A 20,675-nucleotide genomic window follows, 5' to 3' on the forward strand; every position below is an offset into this window, starting at 1 on the left:
TCGGTGCGCCTGCCCCCTCGACCAGGAGAGCCCATCATGAGCAGCACCCACCAGAACACGCCGGACCGTTCCAGCACGGGCGGCTCGTGCGACCTCGGCGCCATCGACGACCTCACGTGCAGCTCCAAGGGGATCAGCCGCCGGGCAGAGGTCACCGAGGAACGCCTGCCCCGGCTGAAGGAGTTCAAGGAGAAGTTCGACAGCGCCCGGACCGAGTACTCCAAGGCCAGGGATGCCGCTCAGGGTGATCTCGACGCGGCGGACGCCACGCTGGACACGGTGCTGGAGCAGATCCGCTGCCGGATCCCCCGGGACCAGAAGGAATGCCTGGCGGAGGCCGTCGACGAGGTGTTCGGCGACATCAGGAAGTGTGCGGGCGGCTGGGGCTGCTGCGCCGGGGAGTGCGACTGCTCCTTCGACGGCGAGGTCGGGGAGGACGACACCGTCGCCTCCCTGTCCGCCCGGATCGCCCGGTACGCCACCGAGGTCGAATGGGCCGCCGCCTGCTTCGAGCGGCTGGACGAGGAGCGTACGGAACTGCCCGCGCGCGCCGCGCAGATCACGGCGGACGCGGCCCGGCTGCTGGCCGACGCCTCCGACCCGGTGACCGGGAAGGACGTCGTACGCCTCTACGCCCGGCTGCTGATCCTGCGCCGCCGTGCGGAGGAGGTGTGGCGGGGCTTCGGAACCGTCTCGGCCTACGTCGCGTGCCTGTGCGAGCTGCTGCTCTGCGTCCTGAAGGGCTCGAAGGCCATCGCCGCCCTCGAGGGTGCCAAGGCGGAACTCGTCTGCAAGGAGGAGGCCCGCAAGGCCGCCTGCGCACGCAAGCAGGCCCAGACGCTGGAGGAGGTCCTGGCGGTCTACCTCCGGGAGTGCCCGCCCTGCCCGCCGAAGCACCCCGCCGAGGCGCGGGAAGGGGACGCGGCGGAGGACCCGGCGGCCGCCTGAGGCGACGGTCCCCACCGGAAATCGAACGGCGCGTCGGCCACTCGTCCTGATATCGCCTCGTTCGTGAGACGCATGAAGGCCGACCTCCGGGATGATTCGCCCGTGCCGCCGCATGCAACAGGGTGAGCGCGTAAGCGACTTCAGCGAAAGGAAACGGCAACGTGCGCATGAAACGCCTCGCACCGCTGCTCGCCACCGCCGGACTCATAGCAACCACCGTGCCCCTGCTGGCCGCGACGCAGGCCTCCGCCGCCCCGGCGGCCGAGTACCTCAAGCAGAACCCCTCGTGGCAGCGTTGCAGCCCCGACCTGCCGGCCTCGTACGAATGCGCCACCATCAAGGTCCCGCTCGACTACCGGCGTCCCACCGGGCGCACCATCGACATCGCCCTGTCCCGGATCAAGAGCGAGAACCCGGCCAAGCGGCACGGCGTGATGCTGTTCAACCCCGGTGGCCCCGGCGGTTCGGGGCTCGACATGCCCCTGATGATGAACGAGTCGATGCCCAAGGACGTCCGCGACCAGTACGACCTCATCGGCTTCGACCCGCGCGGGGTCGGCGCCAGCAGCCCGGTCAGCTGCGGGCTGACGGACGAGGAGCAGAACTTCCTGCGGCCGTACCGGCCGGAGAGCTTCCCCTCCGACGTGGACTGGGCGCGCACCGTCGCCGACAAGTGCCAGGAGAAGGCCGGGGCGGTGCTGCCCCACATCACCACCCGCAACACGGCCCGCGACATGGACACGATCCGTACGGTGCTGGGCGAGCGGAAGATCTCGTACGTGGGCTATTCGTACGGGACCTACCTGGGCTCGGTGTACACGCAGATGTTCCCGGACCGGACCGACCGCTTCGTGCTCGACAGCGGTGTGGACCCGCAGCGCATCTGGCGCGGGATGCTCCAGGTGTGGGCGTCCGAGGCCGAGCCCGCCTTCACCCGCTGGACCGGGTGGGCGGCCGAGCGCTCGGCCGAGTACCGGCTGGGCGACACCCCGAAGGCGGTCTCCGACACCTTCTGGGGGCTGGTGGCGCGCGCCGACCGGGAGCCGATCGAGTTCGAGGGGCTCAAGCTCACGGGCGACGACATCCGCGGTGCACGGGCACTGTTCTTCTACCCGGCGCAGGCCACCCCCGTCGTCGTGGCCCTCAAGGCGGCGGCCGAGGGCACGCCGCAGCCCGATCCCTCCACCGTGGGGGACGTGAAGAGGCTGCTCACCACGGGCAGCGCCGCCGAGCCGGCCCCGAAGCCGGCGGCCGGCCGGAGCCCGGAACCGCCCGCGGACAACGCCACGGCCGTCTTCCTGTCCGTGGCGTGCGGGGACACGGGCAACTGGCCCCGCTACACGGAGCAGTACGAGCGGGACGCCGCGAAGAACAAGGCCAGGTACCCGCTGTACGGGGACTTCGTCTCCAACGTCATGCCGTGCGCCTTCTGGCAGCGGCCGGTCGAGGCGGCCACGCCGATGCGGACCAAGGCGAACGTGCTGACCGTGCAGAACGAGTGGGACTCGCAGACCCCGCTGGTCAGCGGTCTGGGCATGCACCGTGCGCTGAAGGGCTCCCGGATGGTGCTGGTGGCGGGTGGTGAGGGCCACGGTGTGTACCTCGCCGACCCCAACTCCTGCGCCAACGCGCCCGTCAACGACTACCTGGCCACGGGACGGCTGCCCGCCGGGAACGTGACCTGCCAGAACCCGCCGGGCACCGAGCAGCAGCGGGAGTCGCTGACTCCGCAGAAGCCGCTGCCGATCCCGGGCGGGCCCGGACGGTTCTGATCCCGCGGTTCTGATCCCGCGGTTCTGATCCCGCGGTTCTCTTCTGATCCCGCGGTTCCGACCCTGCGGTTCTGACCGGTCCGGCCGGCTCAGGACGGGGACGAGGACGCCTCCACGGCCGCCTTGATGCGGCGGCCGAAGTCGGGGGCGTCCTTGCGGGCCGCGCTCAGCGCGAACCCGACCAGGAGCCGGCCGAGGCCGTGCCCTTCGAGGGTGTTGAAGATGCGGACCCGGGTGCGGCCGCCGGGCAGGGCCTCCAGGTCGTAGCCGCCCTCGGCCGTCACCAGGTTCTTGCTCTGCTCCGTCCAGCGGATCAGGCCCGGCGGTTCGAAGCCGACGATGCGGAACTCGCGGCCGGTCTTCATCCCGGCGTCCTTGACGGTGCTGCGGAAGACGGTGCCCAGCGCGGTCGGCCCGTCCGGGGTCTTGGTGATCTGCTGGACGCGCGGGCTGAATTCGGGGTCGTTGCGCCCGTCGGCAAGGTAGGCGAAGACCTTTTCGACGGGCCGGTCGATGTCGACGCTGGCCTCGAACTGTCCGGACATGTCGGCTCCTCGGTGCGGTACTCGCGATCCATGACGGCAGAGCAGCACCCTATGCGCGCGTCGACCGCCCCGCCCGCGCACCGCGCGGAACGGGCCCCGGCCCGGCGGGCGGCGCGGCCGCCCCGATCCGGCTGCCGCGCAGCGGGGTGAGCAGCCCGCATACGAGGATCAGCAGGCAGAACGCCCCGCCGCCCAGGCTGACCACCGGAACTCCGTGCCGGGCGGCCAGCAGCGTGAGCACGGCCGCGCCCACCGGGCCCGAGGCGTTGTGCACGGTCCAGAAGGCGGAGGTCACCCGGCCGAGAAGGTGGTCCGGGGTCAGCTCCTGACGCAGCGTCATGCTGCACACCCCGCCGAGGGTCAGGCCGAACATGGATACGGCGGTCAGCGCGGCGATCAGCGGCACGCTGCGGCTGACGCCGGTGCCGGCCACCGCCAGGCCGAACATCGCGACCGAGGTCAGCCAGCAGGCGCCGAAGCCGAAGACCCGGCGCAGCGTGCCGGCGGTGAAGGCGGCGAGGAGGCTGCCGGCCCCGCCCGCGGCGATCACGTAGCCCAGGGTCGCGGCGTCCTGGCCGAGGTCGTGCTGGACCCGGTAGATCAGCAGGTCGGTGGCGCCCATGGTGACGAAGGTCAGCAGGGTGAGCAGTACCGTCAGCGGGCGCAGCAGCGGGTGGGCCCAGAGGAAGCGGAAGCCTACGACGAACACCTCCCGGAACATTCCCTCCCGCGCCCCGGCCCGCGCCGTGTCCGCGGCGGGACGGTCGGCCGGGCGGTCGAACCTGACCCATCCCAGGCTGGCGGCGGAGACGAGGAAGGTCGCCCCGTCCAGGGCCAGCGCCCAGTCCGCCCCCACCGCGGCCGTGAGGAAGCCGGCGGCCACCGGGCCGAGCAGGGTCCCGACGGCGAAGGTGCTCATCAGCCGGCCGTTGGCGGCGGTGAGGTCCTGCGGGCGTACGAGGTTCGGCACCGCCGTCACGTAGGCCACGTCGAAGAGCGTCCGCAACACGCCGACCAGCGCTGTCAGTACGTAGAGCAGCCAGATCCGCGGCCCGGCCAGCCAGAGCAACGGCACCGCGCCGAGCAGCAGTCCGCGGGCCAGATCGCAGACGATCATGAGCCGGCGGCGGTCGACGCGGTCGACCACGTATCCGGCGAACACCCCCGTGACGATGCCGGTGGCCGCGGAGACGACGGTGACCAGGCCCATCTGGACGAGGGACCCGGTGGCGTGGAGGACGAGCAGCGGAAGCGCGAGCAGCGAGACGGAGCCGCCGATGACGGACAGTGCCTGGCCGAGCCAGAAGACGTTGAAGTCCTTGTTCCGCCCCAGCGGGCGGCGCTCGGGCCGCTCGTGGTCCTCGTCGGGTCGCTCGCGGTGCCCCGGTCGCCCTCGCGCTCTTCGGCTCATCACCCCGGGACGGTAGGTGAGACCGTCCCGGGGTGTCGCGTGCTTTTCGGCGGCGCGGCCCCGGCCGCGGGGTCCGTCAGCCGAGCAGGGCGTAGACGGTGGAGGCCGTGGCGGCGGGCTCCTGGGCACCCTCGGGGGTCATGGTGACGTCGGCGAAGGCCATCCGCCGGCCGAGCTTGGTCACCCGTACGTGCACCAGTACGTCCGCGCCGACCACCGGCCGCTGGAAGCTCGTCGACTGCTGGACGGTGGTCATCGGCCCGTACTCCCCGCGCGCGGCGGAGATCGCGACGACGGTGGCGGTGTCGGCGGCCGCCATCAGGGCCTGCCCCGACAGCCCGCCGCCGTCCCGGGCCAGGGTGTCGGACCAGGGCAGCCGCAGGACGGCGTGCCGCTCGCCGGTCTCCTGGACGGTCAGGCCGAGGGCCTGTACCCAGGGGGCGAAGTGGTCGGCGAGGATCTTGTCGGCGTCTGCCGGTGTCAGCGTCACCGGGAGATTGTGGCGGCCCGGGCCGGGCCGCCACAACACCCTGGAGCGAGGAGGTTCACTTCCGGGAGGATCTCCCGCGGTCAGAGCGCGGCGGCCAGCTCCGTGCCCTGCCGGATCGCCCGCTTGGCGTCGAGCTCGGCGGCCACGTCGGCGCCGCCGATGAGGTGCGCCTCGACCCCGGCCGCGCGCAGCGCCTCGTACAGGTCGCGGCGCGGCTCCTGGCCGGTGCAGAGCACCACCGTGTCGGCGGGCACGAGGCGCTGCTCGCCGTCGACGGTGATGTGCAGGCCCTCGTCGTCGATGCGCTCGTACGTGGCCCCGGCGACGGAGACCACGCCGCGGTGCTTGAGTTCCGCGCGGTGGATCCAGCCGGTGGTGGTGCCGAGGCCCGCGCCGACCTTGGTGGCCTTGCGCTGGAGCAGGTGGACCTGGCGCGGGGGCGCGGGGCGGGCGGGGGCGGTGAGGCCGCCGGGGCCGGCGTACTCGGTGTCGACGCCCCAGTGCCGGAAGTAGACGGCGGGGTCCTGCGAGGCGCCCTCGCCGCTGTCGGTGAGGTACTCGGCCACGTCGAAGCCGATGCCGCCGGCGCCGACGACTGCGACGCGCTCGCCCACGGGGGCGCCGTCGCGCAGCACGTCGAGGTAGGTGACGACGCTGGCGTGGTCCACGCCGTCGATGGCGGGGGTGCGGGGGGTGACCCCGGTGGCGACGACGACCTCGTCGTAGCCCTGGAGGGTCGGCACGTCCGCGCGGGTGTTCAGGCGGACCTCGACGCCGCTCTCGGCGAGCTGCGTGCCGTAGTAGCGGATGGTCTCCTCGAACTCCTCCTTGCCCGGGATGCGGCGGGCGATGTCGAGCTGGCCGCCGATGTGGCCGGAGGCCTCGAAGAGGGTGACGGCGTGGCCGCGTCCGGCGGCGGAGACGGCGCAGGCGAGGCCTGCCGGGCCGGCGCCGACGACGGCGACGCGCTTCTTCAACTGCGTGGGCGACAGGACCAGTTCGGTCTCGTGGCAGGCGCGCGGATTGACCAGGCAGCTGGTGATCTTGCCGCTGAAGGTGTGGTCGAGGCAGGCCTGGTTGCAGCCGATGCAGGTGTTGATGGTCTCGGGGCGGCCCGCGGCGGCCTTGGCGACGAAATCGGCGTCGGCCAGGAAGGGGCGGGCGAGCGAGACCAGGTCGGCGCGCCCGTCGGCGAGCAACTCCTCCGCGATCTCGGGGGTGTTGATGCGGTTGCTGGTGACGAGGGGGACGGAGACGGCGCCCATCAGCCGCTTGGTGACCCAGGTGTAGGCGCCGCGCGGCACGGAGGTGGCGATGGTGGGGATACGGGCCTCGTGCCAGCCGATGCCGGTGTTGATGATGGTGGCGCCGGCCGCCTCGATCTCCTTGGCGAGGTGGACGACCTCGTCCAGGGTGGAGCCGCCCGGGATCAGGTCCAGCATGGACAGCCGGTAGATCAGGATGAAGTCCTCGCCGACGGCCGCGCGGGTGCGGCGGACGATCTCCAGCGGGAAGCGGACGCGGTTTTCGTACGCGCCGCCCCAGCGGTCGGTGCGCTTGTTGGTGGCGGCGGCAATGAACTCGTTGATCAGGTAGCCCTCGGAGCCCATGATCTCGACGCCGTCGTAGCCCGCGAGCTTGGCCAGGCGGGCGGCCCGGACGAAGTCCTCCACGGTGCGCTCGACCTCGATGTCGGTGAGCTCGTTCGGGACGAAGGGGCTGATGGGGGCCTGGAGGGCGCTGGGGGCGACCAGGTCCTTGTGGTAGGCGTAGCGGCCGAAGTGGAGGATCTGCATGGCGATCTTCCCGCCCTCGGCGTGCACCGCCTCGGTGATCACCCGGTGCTCGGCGGCCTCCTCCTCGGTGGTGAGGCGGGAGCCGCCCTCGAAGGGGCGCCCGGCGTCGTTCGGGGCGATGCCGCCGGTGACGATCAGCCCGGCGCCGCCGCGGGCGCGCTCGGCGTAGAAGGCGGCGAGGCGCTCGAAACCGCCCTGGTGCTCTTCGAGGCCGGTGTGCATCGACCCCATGATCACGCGGTTCGGCAGGGTGGTGAAGCCGAGGTCCAAGGGGCTCAGCAGGTGCGGGTACCGGCTCTGGGAACTCATGAGGGGCGCCTCCTCGCGCGGGGGTGATGAACCTGTTCTAGCGAGGGGAGGACGGTTTTGCAACTAAGTGCATAACCAGACGGCAGCGGTCCGCCCCGAAACCCCGGCGCACCCGGGCCCGGCCCGCTCCCGCTGTGGCGGAGTTCACTCCGCCCCACCCGGCGCGCCCCACCCAGCGCGCCCCCGGCCTGGACGAGCAGGCGGGGGCGGCCAGGGATTGCAGCCGGACACCCCCTAGGGCAGGACCTTGCCGACGCCGCCCAGGGCCTGGGTGGCGCGCTGGTTGATCTGCCACAGCTGGCCTTCACGGTTGCTGACGTAGATCCACCCGTTGACGGTGTCCAGCGCGAGGCCCTCGCAGGTCCCCAGGCCGGTGGCCACCACGCGCTGCGCGCCGTCCGCGAGGGTGATCTCGTGCAGGCGCCCGCCGTTCAGGTGGTCGATGGTGTAGGCCCGGCCGGCGCCGTCGAGGGCCACGCGGATGGTGCTCGCCCCGGGAAGGTTGGTCACGACGCGGTGGGTGCGGGCGGCCAGGTCGACCTCGTACAGGTGGCCGCCGCCGTCCTTCCGTCCGACGTACGCCTTGCCCCGCCCGTCCAGCTCCACGCCGCCGGTGCCCTGCCCCAGGGCGGTGGCGATCGCCTGCTTCTGTCCGCCCGGCAGGTCGACGGCGAACAGCTGCCCGTCGAGCCAGCTGGCGACATAGGCCTTGCCCGCCGCGTCGAGCGCGACGCCGTACGCGTACGCCACGTCGGCGACCTTGCGGAAGGTGCCCTTATGCAGGTCCACCGCGAGCAGGCGCCCGCCGCTGTAGTCGGCGACGTACGCCGCGCCCTGGCCGTCCACCCGCACATCGCCGACCTCGCCCAGGGCGCTCGCGACCACGCGCTGGGCGCCGGTGTCGGCCTTCACCGCGTACAGCTTCTGTCCGCCCCGGTCGGCGACGTACACCGTGTTCAACGCCGGGTCGACCGCCAGGCCTTCGGATGTTCCCAGACCCGTCGCGATGAGGGCGTGGCTCTTCTTCTTGCCGATGAGCTCCGACAGGTCTTCGAGCTTCGGCATGTCCGCGTCGCCGATGCTCACCTTCGGCGGTCCGAACGCCTTCGTGGTCGCCGAGGCCATGGTGGAGGTCGAACCGGGGTCTTCGGAGACCTGACGCTGCGCGGCGGCCATGCCCTGGGCGTTCTGGAAGAGCGGGCCCAGGAAACCCATGACGTCGAACGCCCCGTGCGCGGTCTGGCGCACGAGCCACGGGTCCCGCTCACTCTCCAGCTTGCGCACGGCCTCCGAGACGTCCCCGGCTCCTGGAGTGTCCTTGCCCAGCGCCTGAGCGGACTTGTCGGCGGAACCGGCCTCGTCTCCGCCGTTGTCAAAGATGTTCTTGAAGGACATGGGGTTTCCTCCCGGCCCCTTAGAGGGGCTGCTTCTGGTTCTGGTAGTCGAGCACTTCCGGCTGGAAAACCCGGTGTTCTCCGGTACGGACAGCGACGATCTCGGCCGTCCCCTTCTGCAGGAACCGCTTTCCCTCGTCGGCCAGGTCGAAGCGGCCGGCATCGAGGGCGGACTCGCCGAGTTTCCACGCGATGACCCTGGAGTGCTTCGGGCCGGGAGCCTTCGACGGAGTCTCCGTCACCTCCACCGGCTCGGGATAGTACAAGGCGACCCAGCCGCCGAAGGTGACGGGGAATTCATAGTCGAACTGGCGGATCTGGCGACGCGTCGTGGCCATCACGTCCGCCCGGCTCATGACTTCGAAACTGACCGCCGACTGGTGCTTCCATTCGGTGGTGAGGGAACCACTGACGGATCCGGTGATCCCGAGCAGGAGCTCTCCCCACAACTCCCCGGTGCCGGTGACGGAACTCGTGGCCGTGGTGTTGCTCGTCGCCTCCGTCTGGGACTCCGTGTTGACGCCCTGGTTGTCCTTGCTGTTGAGCAGGGTGGTCTTCTGGTACTGCTTCATCTCCATGCTCTTCGCGAGCTGCTGCTGGAGCGATGCGATGGACTTCGCCCCGAAGGTGAGCTTCACCTCCCCTTGCAGCGACCAGCTGATCGTGTTCGAGATCGAGAATTCGACCGTGTCCGTCACGGTGATTTTGATCGGGTCGGTGCCATTGATGTACGTCTGCTTGGAGATCATGTCGGGAGGGGGCTGCTGGATGTCGCTCCGCTCTTCGACGACCGGTACGCCGACATTCATATAGGCGCGCCAGCCACGCTCTTGCGCGGTCGCCTCTTCCTCTGGGAATCCGCCGTAGCGCACCTTGTTGAGGGAGAACCCGATCGGGTCGATCTGCTTGCCCCCGCCCTGGGGGGTCCTCTTGAATTTGTTCCGCAGTTGGTTCCGCTGGAGGATGCCGGCGGCCCTTGCGGCGATTTCGAGTTCCTCTTGGTTTCGCGTGGTCAATGGATGGCGCATAAATACGTCGTTGATGTAGGCCGTGCCCACATCGTTCTTCATACTGCTGGTGCCCATGCTCTTCAGCCCTCCCTGCGTCGCTGATCAGTGACGCTACGCATCCGGCGGCGGATGAACACCGGGCTGAACTCGCCACCGGGCGACAATCGGACAAACGCCGCTGACCAGGCGCTTGATCACGATCGGGCCGGCGCGTTCCCGCGTCGGCCCGCCGTCCCGGGCGAACCATTTCCTTGATCCTTGGGGCCAAGATCCACAAACGCGGTGCCGTGACCGTCGGTAACGGCACGGCACCGCGAGGTGTCCGGAACTACGGTCCGTGGCCGCCCGGGCGCCGCCGGCCCCACATCTTCCGGCTCGATCTGACCTCGGCCGAATGTTCGACTCCGCCGGGGCGCCTTGACGACAGACCTTGGGGCCGATCAGGCGCGGCGCAGGCGCACCGTCACGATCTGGAACGGGCGCAGCGACAGGGCGACCCTGCCGTCCGGGGACGGGGCGGCGACGGCGTCGCCCGGCAGGGGCCGTTCCAGGAGGTCGCTCTCCACGGCCCCGGTGAGCGCGAAGCCCGCCCCGAGGGTGGCCCTGGCCCGCCCGCCCCGGGACTCGTAGAGGCGGACGATCACGTCGCCGCCGCGGTCCTCGGCGAGCTTGACGGCCTCGACGACCACCGCGTCGTTGTCCACCGTCACCAGCGGGGCGACCGGGCCCGCGCCGGTCAGCGTCCGCTCCGGCAGGTTGAGCCAGTGGCCCTGGCGGACCGCGTCCCCGATCCCGGCACCGGGCGCGAGTGAGAACCTCAGGCTGTGGGAGCCCTGGTCGGTCTCCGGGTCGGGGTAGCGCGGGGCCCGCAGGAGGGAGAGCCGCACCGTGGTGGTCTGGCCGCCGTCCGCCCGTACGTCCCGGGTGACGTCGTGCCCGTACGTGGAGTCGTTGAGCAGCGCCACGCCCCAGCCGGGCTCCTCCGCGTGGATCCAGCGGTGGGCGCAGATCTCGAACTTGGCCGCCTCCCAGGAGGTGTTGGTGTGGGTGGCCCGGTAGACGTGCCCGAACTGGGTCTCGGAGGCGGTGCGTTCGGCCTTCACGTCCAGCGGGAACGCGGCCTTGAGGAACTTCTCCGTCTCGTGCCATTCCACGTCCGTGACGATGTCGACCGTCTTGGCCCCGGCGCGCAGGGTGACGGACTGGACCGCCTTGGAGTTCCCGAAGGAGCGCGTCACGCGTACGGTCGCGGACCGCGGACCGCTCCCGGAGACCTCCATCGCGTCCAGAGCGACCAGATCGGTGACGTTGTTGCGGTAGAAGGCGTCGATGTCCCAGGCGTCCCACATGTTCGGGAAGTCGGGGTGGATCTGGAGCAGGTTCGCCGCGGTGCCCGGTGCGACGGACTCGCGGTCGGCCTCCAGGTCGTAGGCGGAGACGATCAGCCCGCGGCCGTCGACCTCCACCAGCAGCCGGCCGTTGGCCAGGACGTACCCGCCGCCGTGCCGCTCCTCCACCGTGACCGGCTCCCCGGCTGCCGCGGGGTGGTCCGCGCCGCCTGCCGCGACGCCGTGCCGGGTGTGCGGGGCGCAGTTGAAGACCAGTTCCACCGCGCCTTCCCCGGCCAGGGCGGTCTGCGCGGCGAGGGTGATCGCCTCGAGCTCCTCCCGTACGGCCCGGTACGTCTCGCGCGCCTCGCGGTGCACCCAGGCGATGGAGGAGCCGGGCAGGATGTCGTGGAACTGGTGGAGCAGCACCGTCTTCCAGATCCGCTCCAGGCCCTCGTACGGGTACGCGTACCCGGCGACCCGCACCGCGGCGGTGGCCGCCCACAGCTCGGCCTCGCGCAGCAGCGATTCACTGCGCCGGTTGCCCTGCTTGGTCCTGGCCTGGGAGGTGTAGGTCCCGCGGTGCAGCTCCAGGTAGAGCTCGCCGGCCCAGACGGGCGCGTCCTCGTACTCGGCGTGCGCCTTCTCGAAGAAGGCGTCCGGGCGCTCGATCTCGATCCGCGGGGAGCCTTCGAGGTCCCGCTGGCGCGCCGCGCGGGCGAGGTGCTCCCGGGTGGGGCCGCCACCGCCGTCGCCCCAGCCGAAGGGGACCAGCGAGCGCGAACCCCGGCCCTTCTCCCGGTAGTTGCGGGCGGCGTGCGCCAGCTGGGCGCCGCCGAGGTCGGAGTTGTAGGTGTCGACGGGCGGGAAGTGGGTGAAGACGCGGGTGCCGTCGATGCCCTCCCACCAGAAGGTGTGGTGGGGGAACTTGTTGACCTGGGACCAGGAGATCTTCTGGGTCAGGAACCACTTGGCCCCGGCGAGCTTGACGATCTGCGGCATCGCGGCGGTGTAGCCGAAGGAGTCGGGCAGCCAGACGTTGTGGGTCTCGATGCCGAACTCGTCGAGCAGGAACTTCTTGCCGTAGAGGAACTGGCGGGCCATGGCCTCGCCGCCGACCATGTTGGTGTCGGACTCCACCCACATGCCGCCGACGGGTACGAACTGCCCGTCCGCGATCTTCTTCTTGATCCGCTCGAAGAGCTCGGGCCGGTGGGTCTTGATCCAGTCGAGCTGCTGCGCCTGCGACATGGCGAAGACGAACTCGGGGTGCCCGTCCATGAGGTGGACCATGTTGGACGCGGTACGGGACACCTTGCGCACCGTCTCGCGCAGCGGCCACAGCCATGCCGAGTCGATGTGGGCGTGGCCGACCGCGCTGATCCGGTGCGCGGACGCGTGGGCCGGGGAGGCGAGTACGCCCGCCAGCCGCGCGCGGGCGGCGGCGGCCGTGCCGGGAACGTCCCCGAGGTCCACCGCGTCCAGCGCCGCGTCGACGGCGCGCAGGATCGCGTACCGCCGGGCGTCCTCCACGTCGAGCTGCGTCATCAGGTCGTGGAGGACTTCGAGGTCCTGGACCAGTTCCCAGACTTCACCCTCGAAGACGGTGAGGTCCATCCGGGCGAGCCGGTACAGGGGCTGGTCGCCGCTGGTCTGCCGGTCCCCCTCGTACGTGGCCGCGTGGTCGACCAGGACCGGGTTGGAGGCGGCCTCGACGTACCACTCGACGCGCTCGCCGCCCTCGGCCCGGTCGGTGACGCGCACCCAGTCGTTGTACGGGTTCAGGGCCTTGACCTCGACGCCGTCGGCCCGGTGGACCAGGCCCTCGCACTGGAAACCGGGCATCATCCGGTCGAAGCCGAGGTCGAGGACGGCCTCCACCGTACGGCCGGCCCAGTCGGCCGGGACGGTGCCGGTGACCTTGAACCAGGTGGTCCCCCAGGCCGGGCCCCACGGATCGCCGACCGCGCAGGGACCGTAGGCCGCGGCGAGTCCCTCGGCGACGGGCACGGGCTCGCCCGGGGCGTCCCAGCGCTCGACGGTCAGCGGGACGGGGTGGGAGTGGACCGCGGGTTTGACGCGTTCCCTGAGGACCCGGCGGAGGCGGTGTTCGGTGATGCTGCGGTCGTCGTGCATGACGGCGGCTCCAGGAGTCGGGGCGTCGGTTCGGGAGGTGCGGCTCAGATCTTGACGGCTCCCTCTCCCACGCCCTTGAAGAAGAAACGCTGGAGGGCGAAGAAGAGGAGCACCATCGGGACGAGCGCGGCCATCGCACCCGCGGCGACGAGCCGCTGGTCGTTGACCGTGGTGGCGCCGGCCAGGGATTTCAGGCCGAGCTGGAGGGTGTAGTGGTCGCTGTCGGTGAGGACGAGCAGGGGCCAGAGGAAGTCGTCCCAGGCGCCCATGAAGCTGGTGATGCAGACGACGGCCAGGGCCCCCTTGGCGGCGGGGAGGAAGACCCGGGTGAAGCGGGTCCACTCGCCCGCGCCGTCCAGGACCGCGGCCTCCTCCACCTCCCGGGGCACGGCGAGGAAGGCCGCCCGCATGATCATGATGTTGAGGACGGAGACCGCTCCGGGGAGCCAGACACCGATGAGGGTGTCGACCAGGCCCATCTCTCGGACCGTCAGGAACATGGAGATCATCACGGACTCGAACGGGAACATCAGGGTGGCCACCAGCACGGTGAAGACGCTCCTGCGGCCCTTCCAGCCGGCCCGGGAGAGGGCGTAGCCGCCCATCGCGGCGAAGAGCAGGTTCGAGGTGACGGCGAGGGCGGCGACGGTGAGGGTGTTGCCCACGTACTGCACCAGAGGGAACGATTCGGCGACCCGGACGTAGTTGTCGAAGGTGGGCTGCGAGGGCAGCACGCCGTCGTACACGTTCTCGGTGCGGCCCCGGATCGAGGTCAGGAACTGCCAGACGATCGGGCCCAGCATCACCACCAGCATCACCACCAGCGCCGTGTACCGCCAGGCCAGGGCGTTCCAGCGGCGCCCGCGGCCGGCGCCGCGGCGGCGGGCCCCCGTCCCGGCCTCGGGGGTGGGCGCGGGGGTCGGCTCGGGGGCGGACCCGGGGGTGGGCGCGGCGGCGGGCGCCGGGGTGGGCGCGGGGGTGCTCAACTCTCGTCTCCCTTCGACAGACGGCGGCCGAGCAGGCTGAAGACCAGCGTCAGCAGGAACAGCAGGATCGAGATGGCCGAGGCGTAGCCGGTCTCGCCGGAGAAGCCGAGGCCGACCTGCCGGATGAGGAAGGGCAGGGTGCGGGCGCCGCCGCCCGGGCCGCCGCTCTCACCGCCGAGAATGTAGATCTCGGTGAAGACGCGCAGCGCGGAGATGGCCGAGAGCGTGCCGACCAGCAGCATCATCGGCTTCACCTGGGGGACGGTGATGCTGAAGAAGCGGCGCACGGCCCCCGCGCCGTCGATGGCGGCCGCCTCGTGGAGGGAGGCGGGGACGTTCCCGAGGGCCGCCAGGTAGAAGACCATGTAGTAGCCCAGGCCCTTCCACACGGTCACGATCATCGCGGAGACCAGGAGCATCGTGCTGTCGGTGAGGAACGGGACCGGCTCGGAGACGATGCGCAGCTTCTGGAAGACCGTGTTCACGAGGCCGTCGCTGCGCAGCACCCACTGCCAGATCAGGCCGACGACCACGGCCGAGGCGATCACCGGGGTGTAGAGGGCGGAGCGGAAGAATCCGATGCCGGGGACTTTCGTCTGGACGAGGACGGCGAGGGCCAGCGGCAGGAGGACCAGGCAGGGGACGACGACCACGAGGTACAGCACGCTGTTGCCCGTCGCGACCCAGAAGTCCGGGTCGGCGAGGGCGCGCCGGTAGTTGTCGAAGCCGACGAACGAGCCGCCCCGCAGGATCTGGGCGTCGGTGAGGGAGAGGATGACGGTGTTGACGAACGGCCAGATGCTGAACACCGCGACCATGGCCAGTCCGGGGGCGAGGAAGAGGTAGGGGGTCCACCAGGTGCGGTGGGGCAGCCCGGCCCCGTCCTCCGCCGCCCGCCGCGCCGCCTTCCCGCGGCGTGCCTCCCTCCCGCGCCGCACCCACCTCCCGCGGTGCCGTGCCTCCTCCGCCGTCCGGGTCTCCGCCGCCCGTAGTGCCTGCGTCACTTCGCGGCCGCGTCGGCGAGCAGCTTGTTGGCCGCTTCCTGGGCCTTGCGCACCGCCGTACGGGCGTCCTGCTCGCCCTTGATGGCCTTCTGCATCTCGCGCACGACGGCGTCGCCGACCTGGTTGGTCCACTGGACGGGCGTGTTGGCGTCGAGGTCCGCGGTCTTGAGCTGCTCGGATCCGACCGCGCGGGCCACGGTCTCCGCGTCCTTGCCGTCGCCCCGGTCCGAGAAGTAGGGGTCGGCCAGGCCCTGTGCGTTGGACGGGTAGATGGTGGCCTTCTTGGAGAACTCCACCTGGTTCGGGCCGTTGGTCACCCACTTGGCGAACTCGGCTGCCGCGTCGGGGTGCTTGGTGTCCTTCTTGATGCCGAGCGACTGGGCGTAGATGCCGATGTGGCCGAGCTTGCCGGTGACGGCGCCCGCGACCTGGGTGTTCGCGTAGATCTGCGGGGCGTTGCGTTTGATGTCCTTGACGAAGCCCGGGGAGCCCGGACCGAAGACGAGCTTGCCGCCGCCGTACAGCTGGTTGACGTCGTCGGACTTGAGGAGGGACTCCTTGGGCATCGCGCCCTTGGCGTAGAGGTCCTTCATCCGCTCGGCCCATTCGACGGCCTTGTCGGTGTCGAAGGTGAAGCGGTCCCGCTTCTCGTTCAGGATCGGGATGCCCATCTTCTGCCAGTCCCCCGGCAGCCGGCCCTTGGGATCGGCCATGAAGGCCGAGTACTGGCCGCCGGACTTGGCCGCTATCCGCTCGGCGTAGTCGAAGAACTGCTCGACACTGGTCGGCGGCGCGTCCGGATCCAGGCCGGCCTTCTGGAACAGCTCCCGGTTGTACGTGAGGATCTCCGGGGTCACGTACCAGGGGTAGGCGAACACGCCGTCGCCCTTGCCCGGCAGCTTGAACTGCTCCCAGGCGCCGGGCACGTACTCCTTCGCCGCCCCGCCGTCGAGTGCGGCCACGTCGGCGAGCATGCCCCGGTCGCCGAGGAGCTGGAAGGAGTCGGTGGAGAGGTTGACGACGTCAGGGAGGGCTCCTGCCTGGGCGTCCGCGACGAGCTTCTCGTTGTAGCCGTCGCCCGGCACGTCCTCCCACTTGACCTCGGCCTCGGGGTACTTCGCCTCGAAGGCGTCGATCACGCCCTGGACGTACGCGGTGTACACGGGCTTGAGCTGGAGGGTTCTGAAGGTGATCTCACCGGCCACTCTGCCGGTCCGTTCCACCTCCTCCATACCTCCGGCGCCGCCGCTCACGCCACACGCCGAGAGCGCCAACAGGACGCCGGCCACGAGCCCGGCACCAGCGATACGGGTCAGGTCCGAACGAGTCATCCTCGCCGCCTTCGCAGAAGTCCGGCCTCATTGCCGGAGGCGGTGCCCACGCTCGTCCGAAATCGAGATGCCGTCAATGAGGCGAAGACAGGGGTGGCCGGTGACCGGCGGGTGCCGAATGGCACGAGAGGCCGGTACGGCCCGCGAAGGACCCCGTCAGCAACGCGATGAACTGGACTGATGCGCTTTAGTACAAAGCCAGTTGAGGGTAGTATCGATTCGATAACGAAGCTGGTCGGCCGTCAGGAATTGACTCCTTGTCGACCGTCCCCGGCGACGCACACTAATGCGCTTTACCCCACATCCCGCCAAACCCCTTTAACTCCCGCTTGTACGACCCGTGTTCGAACGGTTGGATTCCTTCGCCACGGCGTGTAGCTCAGCAGCCAGAGCACCGGTCTCCACAACCGGAGGGCGCAGGGGCAGGACCTGCCACGCCGGCCATGGACGAGAACACCGAACAGCAGCCCCCCGCCGCCGACGCCTCCTGCGCCGAGGTCTTCGCGTACTGCCTCACCGAGGAGGGCCTCGGCCGGCTCGGGTCCCTGCTGGACAGCGGGCGGTACGTCCTGCGCGCAGCGCGAGGCGCTCACCGTCTGGCGGCCCTTGGAGGACGAGTTGCTCAGCCACTGGCTGCGTGCCGAGGACGCCGGCCCGCACTGGCACGCGGACGGGTCCCGTCTGCTGGAGCGCTACCGGGCCCTCGCCGGCGCGTAGCGACCACCAACGAGTGGCTGTGACCAGCAGTCATACGAAACCGGCCAGGATGGCACGTGGGCGTCAGGAACCCGTCGCGGCCCGGTCGGACTCGCTGCGAAGAACGCAGAATTCGTTGCCTTCGGGGTCAGCGAGGACTGCCCAGCCAGAGCCATCGGGATTCCGGTGATCGGTGACAAAGGTGGCACCGAGGCCGAGCAGCCGCTGTACCTCCTGCTCACGCGATGTCTCAGGGCGCAAGCACAGATGGATCCGGTTCTTGATCTTCTTGGACTCGGGCACCTGGTTGAAGTACAGCACTGGGCCCTCCGCCAGCAGCACCTGAGTCTCCCGGTCACCCGGTTTGTCCTCCGGATGCAGTGGACGGCCGGTCACTCTGCTCCAGAACCGGGCCAGCTCGTAGGCATCCGCACAGTCAATCGCCACGTTCTGCAATACCGAAACCATGCGCGCGAGCCTTCCTCACTTCCACTCCGGACGCCACCGACTTGCGCTCAGCCTTCGCGCACACAGCTCAGACGCATGGCAGCACTTTCGATACACGCTCCAGGCGCTACTGCATCGGGTACTCGGCCTTCTGCGCGAGCTTGCCGTCCTTGAAGCAGAACCGGAACACGGTCTCCTTGCCGGCCTTGGGGTCGCTGCTGGAGACGTACCAGGAGCAGGTGCTGCCCTCCGGCTCGGCCGGGCCGCCCTCCTTGAGGACGCTCTTGACGAAGGTGTCGCCCGAGGGGAGCTTCCCGCGGACCTCGTTCTCCGGGTCGCCGGTCTGCACGGCCTCGTAGACCTTGGGGTCCACCAGGGTCCGGTCGGCTATGTCGAGCACCTTCCCCATGCCGAAGACCAGGGCGACGAGGAGCCCGGCACCCACCACCAGCGCCACGCCGCAGCCGATCAGACAACCCTTGCGCTGTGCCACGCCCGTTCCTCCATGTCGTGCCGTGTCCGGCGCCGTTCACCGTGACACCCCGACCTTCGCCTGAGCCGGGGGTGCGGGGCTGCCCTCCAAAGTCGTCGGTCGTCGCGACGATCGTCGTTCGAGGTCGGTCCGGCCTTCCGGGTATACATGGAGAAGATCGACTATTCGGGCGAAGTGAGAGGAATCACCGTGACTGAGCAGCCCATCGAGCCCCTGATCGTCGTCGGCGTGGACGGTTCGAACCATTCCAAGGAGGCCCTGCGCTGGGGAGTCGAGCAGGCCAGGATGGTGGGCGGCCGGGTGCACGCCGTCATGGCCTGGGAGTGGAACCGCAATCCGTTCGCGATCGGCACGGTCGCCGCGCAGACCGCCGAGGACGATCTGGTCACGGCCGAGGAGGCGGCCCGGCGGAAGCTGGCGGACACCGTGGCCTCGTCCGTGGGCACCTCACCCGGCGTCCCGGTGTTCCGCCGCGTCGAACAGGGCTCCCCCGCCCAGGTGCTGGTCGACGCCTCCAAGGAGGCCGACCTGATGGTGGTCGGCACCCGCGGGTACGGCGGTTTCAAGGGAGCCCTGCTGGGGTCGGTGAGCCAGCAGGTGGTGCAGTACTCCGCCAGCAGCGTCGTGGTCGTCCGGGAGGGCGAGGACGCGGACGACTGAGGCACCCGGGCCGCGCTAGTGCTGCGACCGGAAAGGTTCACCGGGTCGCGGCCGCCCGGCACGGCGCCTCGCCGCGTTGTCGGACCGCGCCGGTACGTCCAGTACGGGCCGCGGCCCTCCGCCTTGCGATGCTTCCCCTAGGCCCTGCGGGCCTGGGGAGACCCCATGCACCGGACGACGCGACCCGGCAAACCTTCCCGGCCACAGCACTAGACGAGCAGGTCCGACGGGTCCGTGTTGGCCCCGCAGAGGATGACGGCGACCCGCTCGCCCGGCGGCCGCGGCGCACCGCGCAGGGCCGCCAGGGCGGTGGCGGCGCCGGCTTCGACCACGATCCGGTGCTCCTCCCACAGGGCGCGCCGGGCGGCGGTGATCGCCGTGTCGGGGACGAGCACCGACTCCGCGTCCGCCTGCCGCGCGGCCGTCAGCGCGTCCACCGAGACCCGGGTGGCCCCCAGGGAGTCCGCGGCCACCGAATCCACGGCGACGTCCACGGGCCGCCCCGCCGCGAGGGCCGCGTTCAGGGCCCGGCAGTTCTCCGGTTCGGCGGCGATCACGCCTACGCCGTGCTCGCGCGCGGCGGTGGCGACCCCGGCGAACAGTCCCCCGCCGCCGACGGCGACGACCACGGTGTCCAGGCCCGGCAGCCCGGCCCGGATCTCGTCGAGCAGGGTCCCGGCGCCCGCCGCGATGAGCGGGTGGTCGTACGCGTGGCTGCTGAGGGCTCCGGACCCCGCCGCGAACTCCTGGCAGGCGGCCAGCGCTTCGGCGTAGCGGTCACCGACGAGGCGCACCTGGGCCCCGTACCCCCGCAGGCGTTCCACCTTCACGCGCGGGGCGTTGGCGGGCAGGAACACGGTCGCGGGCACGGACCGCGCGCGGGCCGCCCAGGCGCAGGCGAGGCCCGCGTTGCCGCCGGAGGCGATGGTCACGCCGGCGGCGGGGAGGGTGCCGGCGCGGTGGTGGGCGGCGAGGAAGTTGAGGGCGCCGCGGGCCTTGAAGGACCCGGTGTGCTGGAGGTGCTCCAGCGCGTACCAGACCCCTTCGCCGGCGGGGGCCACGGTCACGGGCCGTATCCCTCCGGCGATCCGGTCGGCGGCGGCGCGTACGGCGGCGTAGTCGAGCTGCTGTTCCATGGTCGGACTGCCTTTCAGGCGGCGGGCCGGGCGGCCTCGATGAGCTGGCGCAGCGCGCCGTAGTACACCTCGTGGTCGGTCAGCGGGGGCAGTACGTCGGCCAGCCCGCCCGAGAGCACGGGGAACCGCTGCGGGTCGAGCGCGGCGAGGGCCGCACGGGAGGCCTCGGTGGCCGCGGCGGGGTCCCGGTGGTCCACGAAGGCCGCGCTGCCCAGGGTGAGCAGGTACATGCGGCGGTAGACGGTCATCGCCTCGGCGGCGGTCATGCCGGCGGCCACGCTGTCGGCGAGGGCGGGCTCCACGAGCCGGGCCAGCAGCTGCCGCCCCAGCCAGGGCCGTCCGCCGCGCAGCACCAGCAGCCCGGGGTGGGCGGTGAGGAGCCGGTAGAGGGCGGTGAAGCGCAGCTCGGTGGCCTCGGCCCAGTCCGTCCCGGCGGGGACCTCGGGCAGTTGTGCGGCGAGGTGCTCGGTGCACAGGTCCAGCAGTCCGGCGAGGTCGGTGCAGCGGCGCTGGACGGTGGCGTGGGAGACGTCGAGCCGGTCGGCGAGGGCGCGGAAGCTCAGGCTCTGCGGCCCTTCCTCGTCGAGGATCCGCAGGGCGGCGACGGCGATCGCACCGGGCGTCGCACGGTCGAGGGCGGCTGATCTCCTTGGCATGAGATACAGCGTATCATCCGGTGTATCACAACAGCCCCGGCGAGGGCGCACACCGTGCCGCACCCTTTCGTGTGACGTCGACTACGGCCATATTGCTGGTCATTGACTCATAACCATCGACTTGCGT

General features: G+C 70.9%; 17 protein-coding genes and 1 tRNA gene. 4 read left to right on the forward strand and 14 right to left on the reverse strand.

Annotated elements, in window-relative coordinates:
* The first annotated feature begins 36 nt into the window (after positions 1-36).
* Positions 37-948, forward strand: a complete 912-nt coding sequence (locus tag OG447_RS25765) for a hypothetical protein (protein WP_266939651.1) — start codon at positions 37-39, stop codon at positions 946-948.
* Between the two features lie 167 nt (positions 949-1,115).
* On the forward strand, positions 1,116-2,720 hold the full coding sequence (locus OG447_RS25770; protein WP_266939653.1) for an alpha/beta hydrolase: 1,605 nt from the start codon (positions 1,116-1,118) through the stop codon (positions 2,718-2,720).
* An 89-nt stretch (positions 2,721-2,809) separates the two neighbouring features.
* On the opposite strand, the gene OG447_RS25775 is transcribed toward OG447_RS25770, so the two are convergent.
* The 10 genes from OG447_RS25775 to OG447_RS25820 form a co-directional block, all read right to left on the reverse strand.
* The gene (locus tag OG447_RS25775; protein ID WP_266939654.1) at positions 2,810-3,265 is read right to left on the reverse strand and encodes an SRPBCC family protein; all 456 of its coding nucleotides are present in this window, start codon (positions 3,263-3,265) and stop codon (positions 2,810-2,812) included.
* 49 nt (positions 3,266-3,314) lie between these two features.
* Positions 3,315-4,676, reverse strand: coding sequence for an MFS transporter (locus tag OG447_RS25780; protein WP_266939655.1), 1,362 nt, complete (start codon positions 4,674-4,676; stop codon positions 3,315-3,317).
* 76 nt (positions 4,677-4,752) lie between these two features.
* Positions 4,753-5,166: a PaaI family thioesterase gene (locus OG447_RS25785; RefSeq protein ID WP_266939656.1), complete on the reverse strand. Its 414-nt coding sequence runs from the start codon at positions 5,164-5,166 to the stop codon at positions 4,753-4,755.
* Positions 5,167-5,246: 80 nt separating this feature from the next.
* Positions 5,247-7,271 carry an FAD-dependent oxidoreductase gene (locus OG447_RS25790; RefSeq protein WP_266939658.1) on the reverse strand — a complete coding sequence of 675 codons (2,025 nt, stop codon included), beginning with the start codon at positions 7,269-7,271 and terminating at the stop codon, positions 5,247-5,249.
* 234 nt (positions 7,272-7,505) lie between these two features.
* Entirely contained in the window at positions 7,506-8,666 is a 1,161-nt protein-coding gene (locus OG447_RS25795; RefSeq protein ID WP_266939660.1) for a hypothetical protein, read from the reverse strand.
* Positions 8,667-8,685: 19 nt separating this feature from the next.
* Positions 8,686-9,750, reverse strand: coding sequence for a gluconolaconase (locus tag OG447_RS25800; RefSeq protein WP_266939661.1), 1,065 nt, complete (start codon positions 9,748-9,750; stop codon positions 8,686-8,688).
* A gap of 365 nt (positions 9,751-10,115) precedes the next feature.
* Complete coding sequence (locus tag OG447_RS25805; protein ID WP_266939663.1) at positions 10,116-13,139, reverse strand: glycoside hydrolase family 38 C-terminal domain-containing protein; 3,024 nt, start codon at positions 13,137-13,139, stop codon at positions 10,116-10,118.
* Between the two features lie 44 nt (positions 13,140-13,183).
* The gene (locus OG447_RS25810) at positions 13,184-14,125 is read right to left on the reverse strand and encodes a carbohydrate ABC transporter permease (RefSeq protein ID WP_266939664.1); all 942 of its coding nucleotides are present in this window, start codon (positions 14,123-14,125) and stop codon (positions 13,184-13,186) included.
* Positions 14,122-15,063, reverse strand: a complete 942-nt coding sequence (locus tag OG447_RS25815) for a carbohydrate ABC transporter permease (RefSeq protein WP_266939666.1) — start codon at positions 15,061-15,063, stop codon at positions 14,122-14,124. Before OG447_RS25815 ends, OG447_RS25810 begins: the two co-directional genes overlap by 4 nt.
* A gap of 62 nt (positions 15,064-15,125) precedes the next feature.
* Positions 15,126-16,460: a sugar ABC transporter substrate-binding protein gene (locus OG447_RS25820; protein WP_266939667.1), complete on the reverse strand. Its 1,335-nt coding sequence runs from the start codon at positions 16,458-16,460 to the stop codon at positions 15,126-15,128.
* A gap of 368 nt (positions 16,461-16,828) precedes the next feature.
* On the opposite strand from OG447_RS25820, the gene OG447_RS25825 reads away from it, so the two are divergent.
* Positions 16,829-16,904 (forward strand) — tRNA-Trp (locus tag OG447_RS25825).
* 336 nt (positions 16,905-17,240) lie between these two features.
* Here OG447_RS25825 and OG447_RS25830 read toward each other — a convergent pair.
* Both OG447_RS25830 and OG447_RS25835 read right to left on the reverse strand, forming a co-directional pair.
* Positions 17,241-17,624, reverse strand: coding sequence for a VOC family protein (locus OG447_RS25830; protein WP_266939669.1), 384 nt, complete (start codon positions 17,622-17,624; stop codon positions 17,241-17,243).
* Between the two features lie 106 nt (positions 17,625-17,730).
* A complete protein-coding gene (locus tag OG447_RS25835; RefSeq protein ID WP_266939671.1) occupies positions 17,731-18,096 on the reverse strand; it encodes a hypothetical protein in 366 nt (121 codons plus the stop codon).
* Positions 18,097-18,285: 189 nt separating this feature from the next.
* On the opposite strand from OG447_RS25835, the gene OG447_RS25840 reads away from it, so the two are divergent.
* Positions 18,286-18,756 carry a universal stress protein gene (locus OG447_RS25840; RefSeq protein WP_266939672.1) on the forward strand — a complete coding sequence of 157 codons (471 nt, stop codon included), beginning with the start codon at positions 18,286-18,288 and terminating at the stop codon, positions 18,754-18,756.
* A 209-nt stretch (positions 18,757-18,965) separates the two neighbouring features.
* Here OG447_RS25840 and OG447_RS25845 read toward each other — a convergent pair whose 3' ends face one another.
* Positions 18,966-19,892 carry a serine/threonine dehydratase gene (locus OG447_RS25845; RefSeq protein ID WP_266939673.1) on the reverse strand — a complete coding sequence of 309 codons (927 nt, stop codon included), beginning with the start codon at positions 19,890-19,892 and terminating at the stop codon, positions 18,966-18,968.
* A gap of 14 nt (positions 19,893-19,906) precedes the next feature.
* On the reverse strand, positions 19,907-20,548 hold the full coding sequence (locus OG447_RS25850; RefSeq protein ID WP_266939674.1) for a TetR/AcrR family transcriptional regulator: 642 nt from the start codon (positions 20,546-20,548) through the stop codon (positions 19,907-19,909).
* Between the last annotated feature and the right edge of the window lie 127 nt (positions 20,549-20,675).

The sequence above is a fragment of the Streptomyces sp. NBC_01408 genome, from assembly GCF_026340255.1.
Lineage (GTDB): Bacteria > Actinomycetota > Actinomycetes > Streptomycetales > Streptomycetaceae > Streptomyces.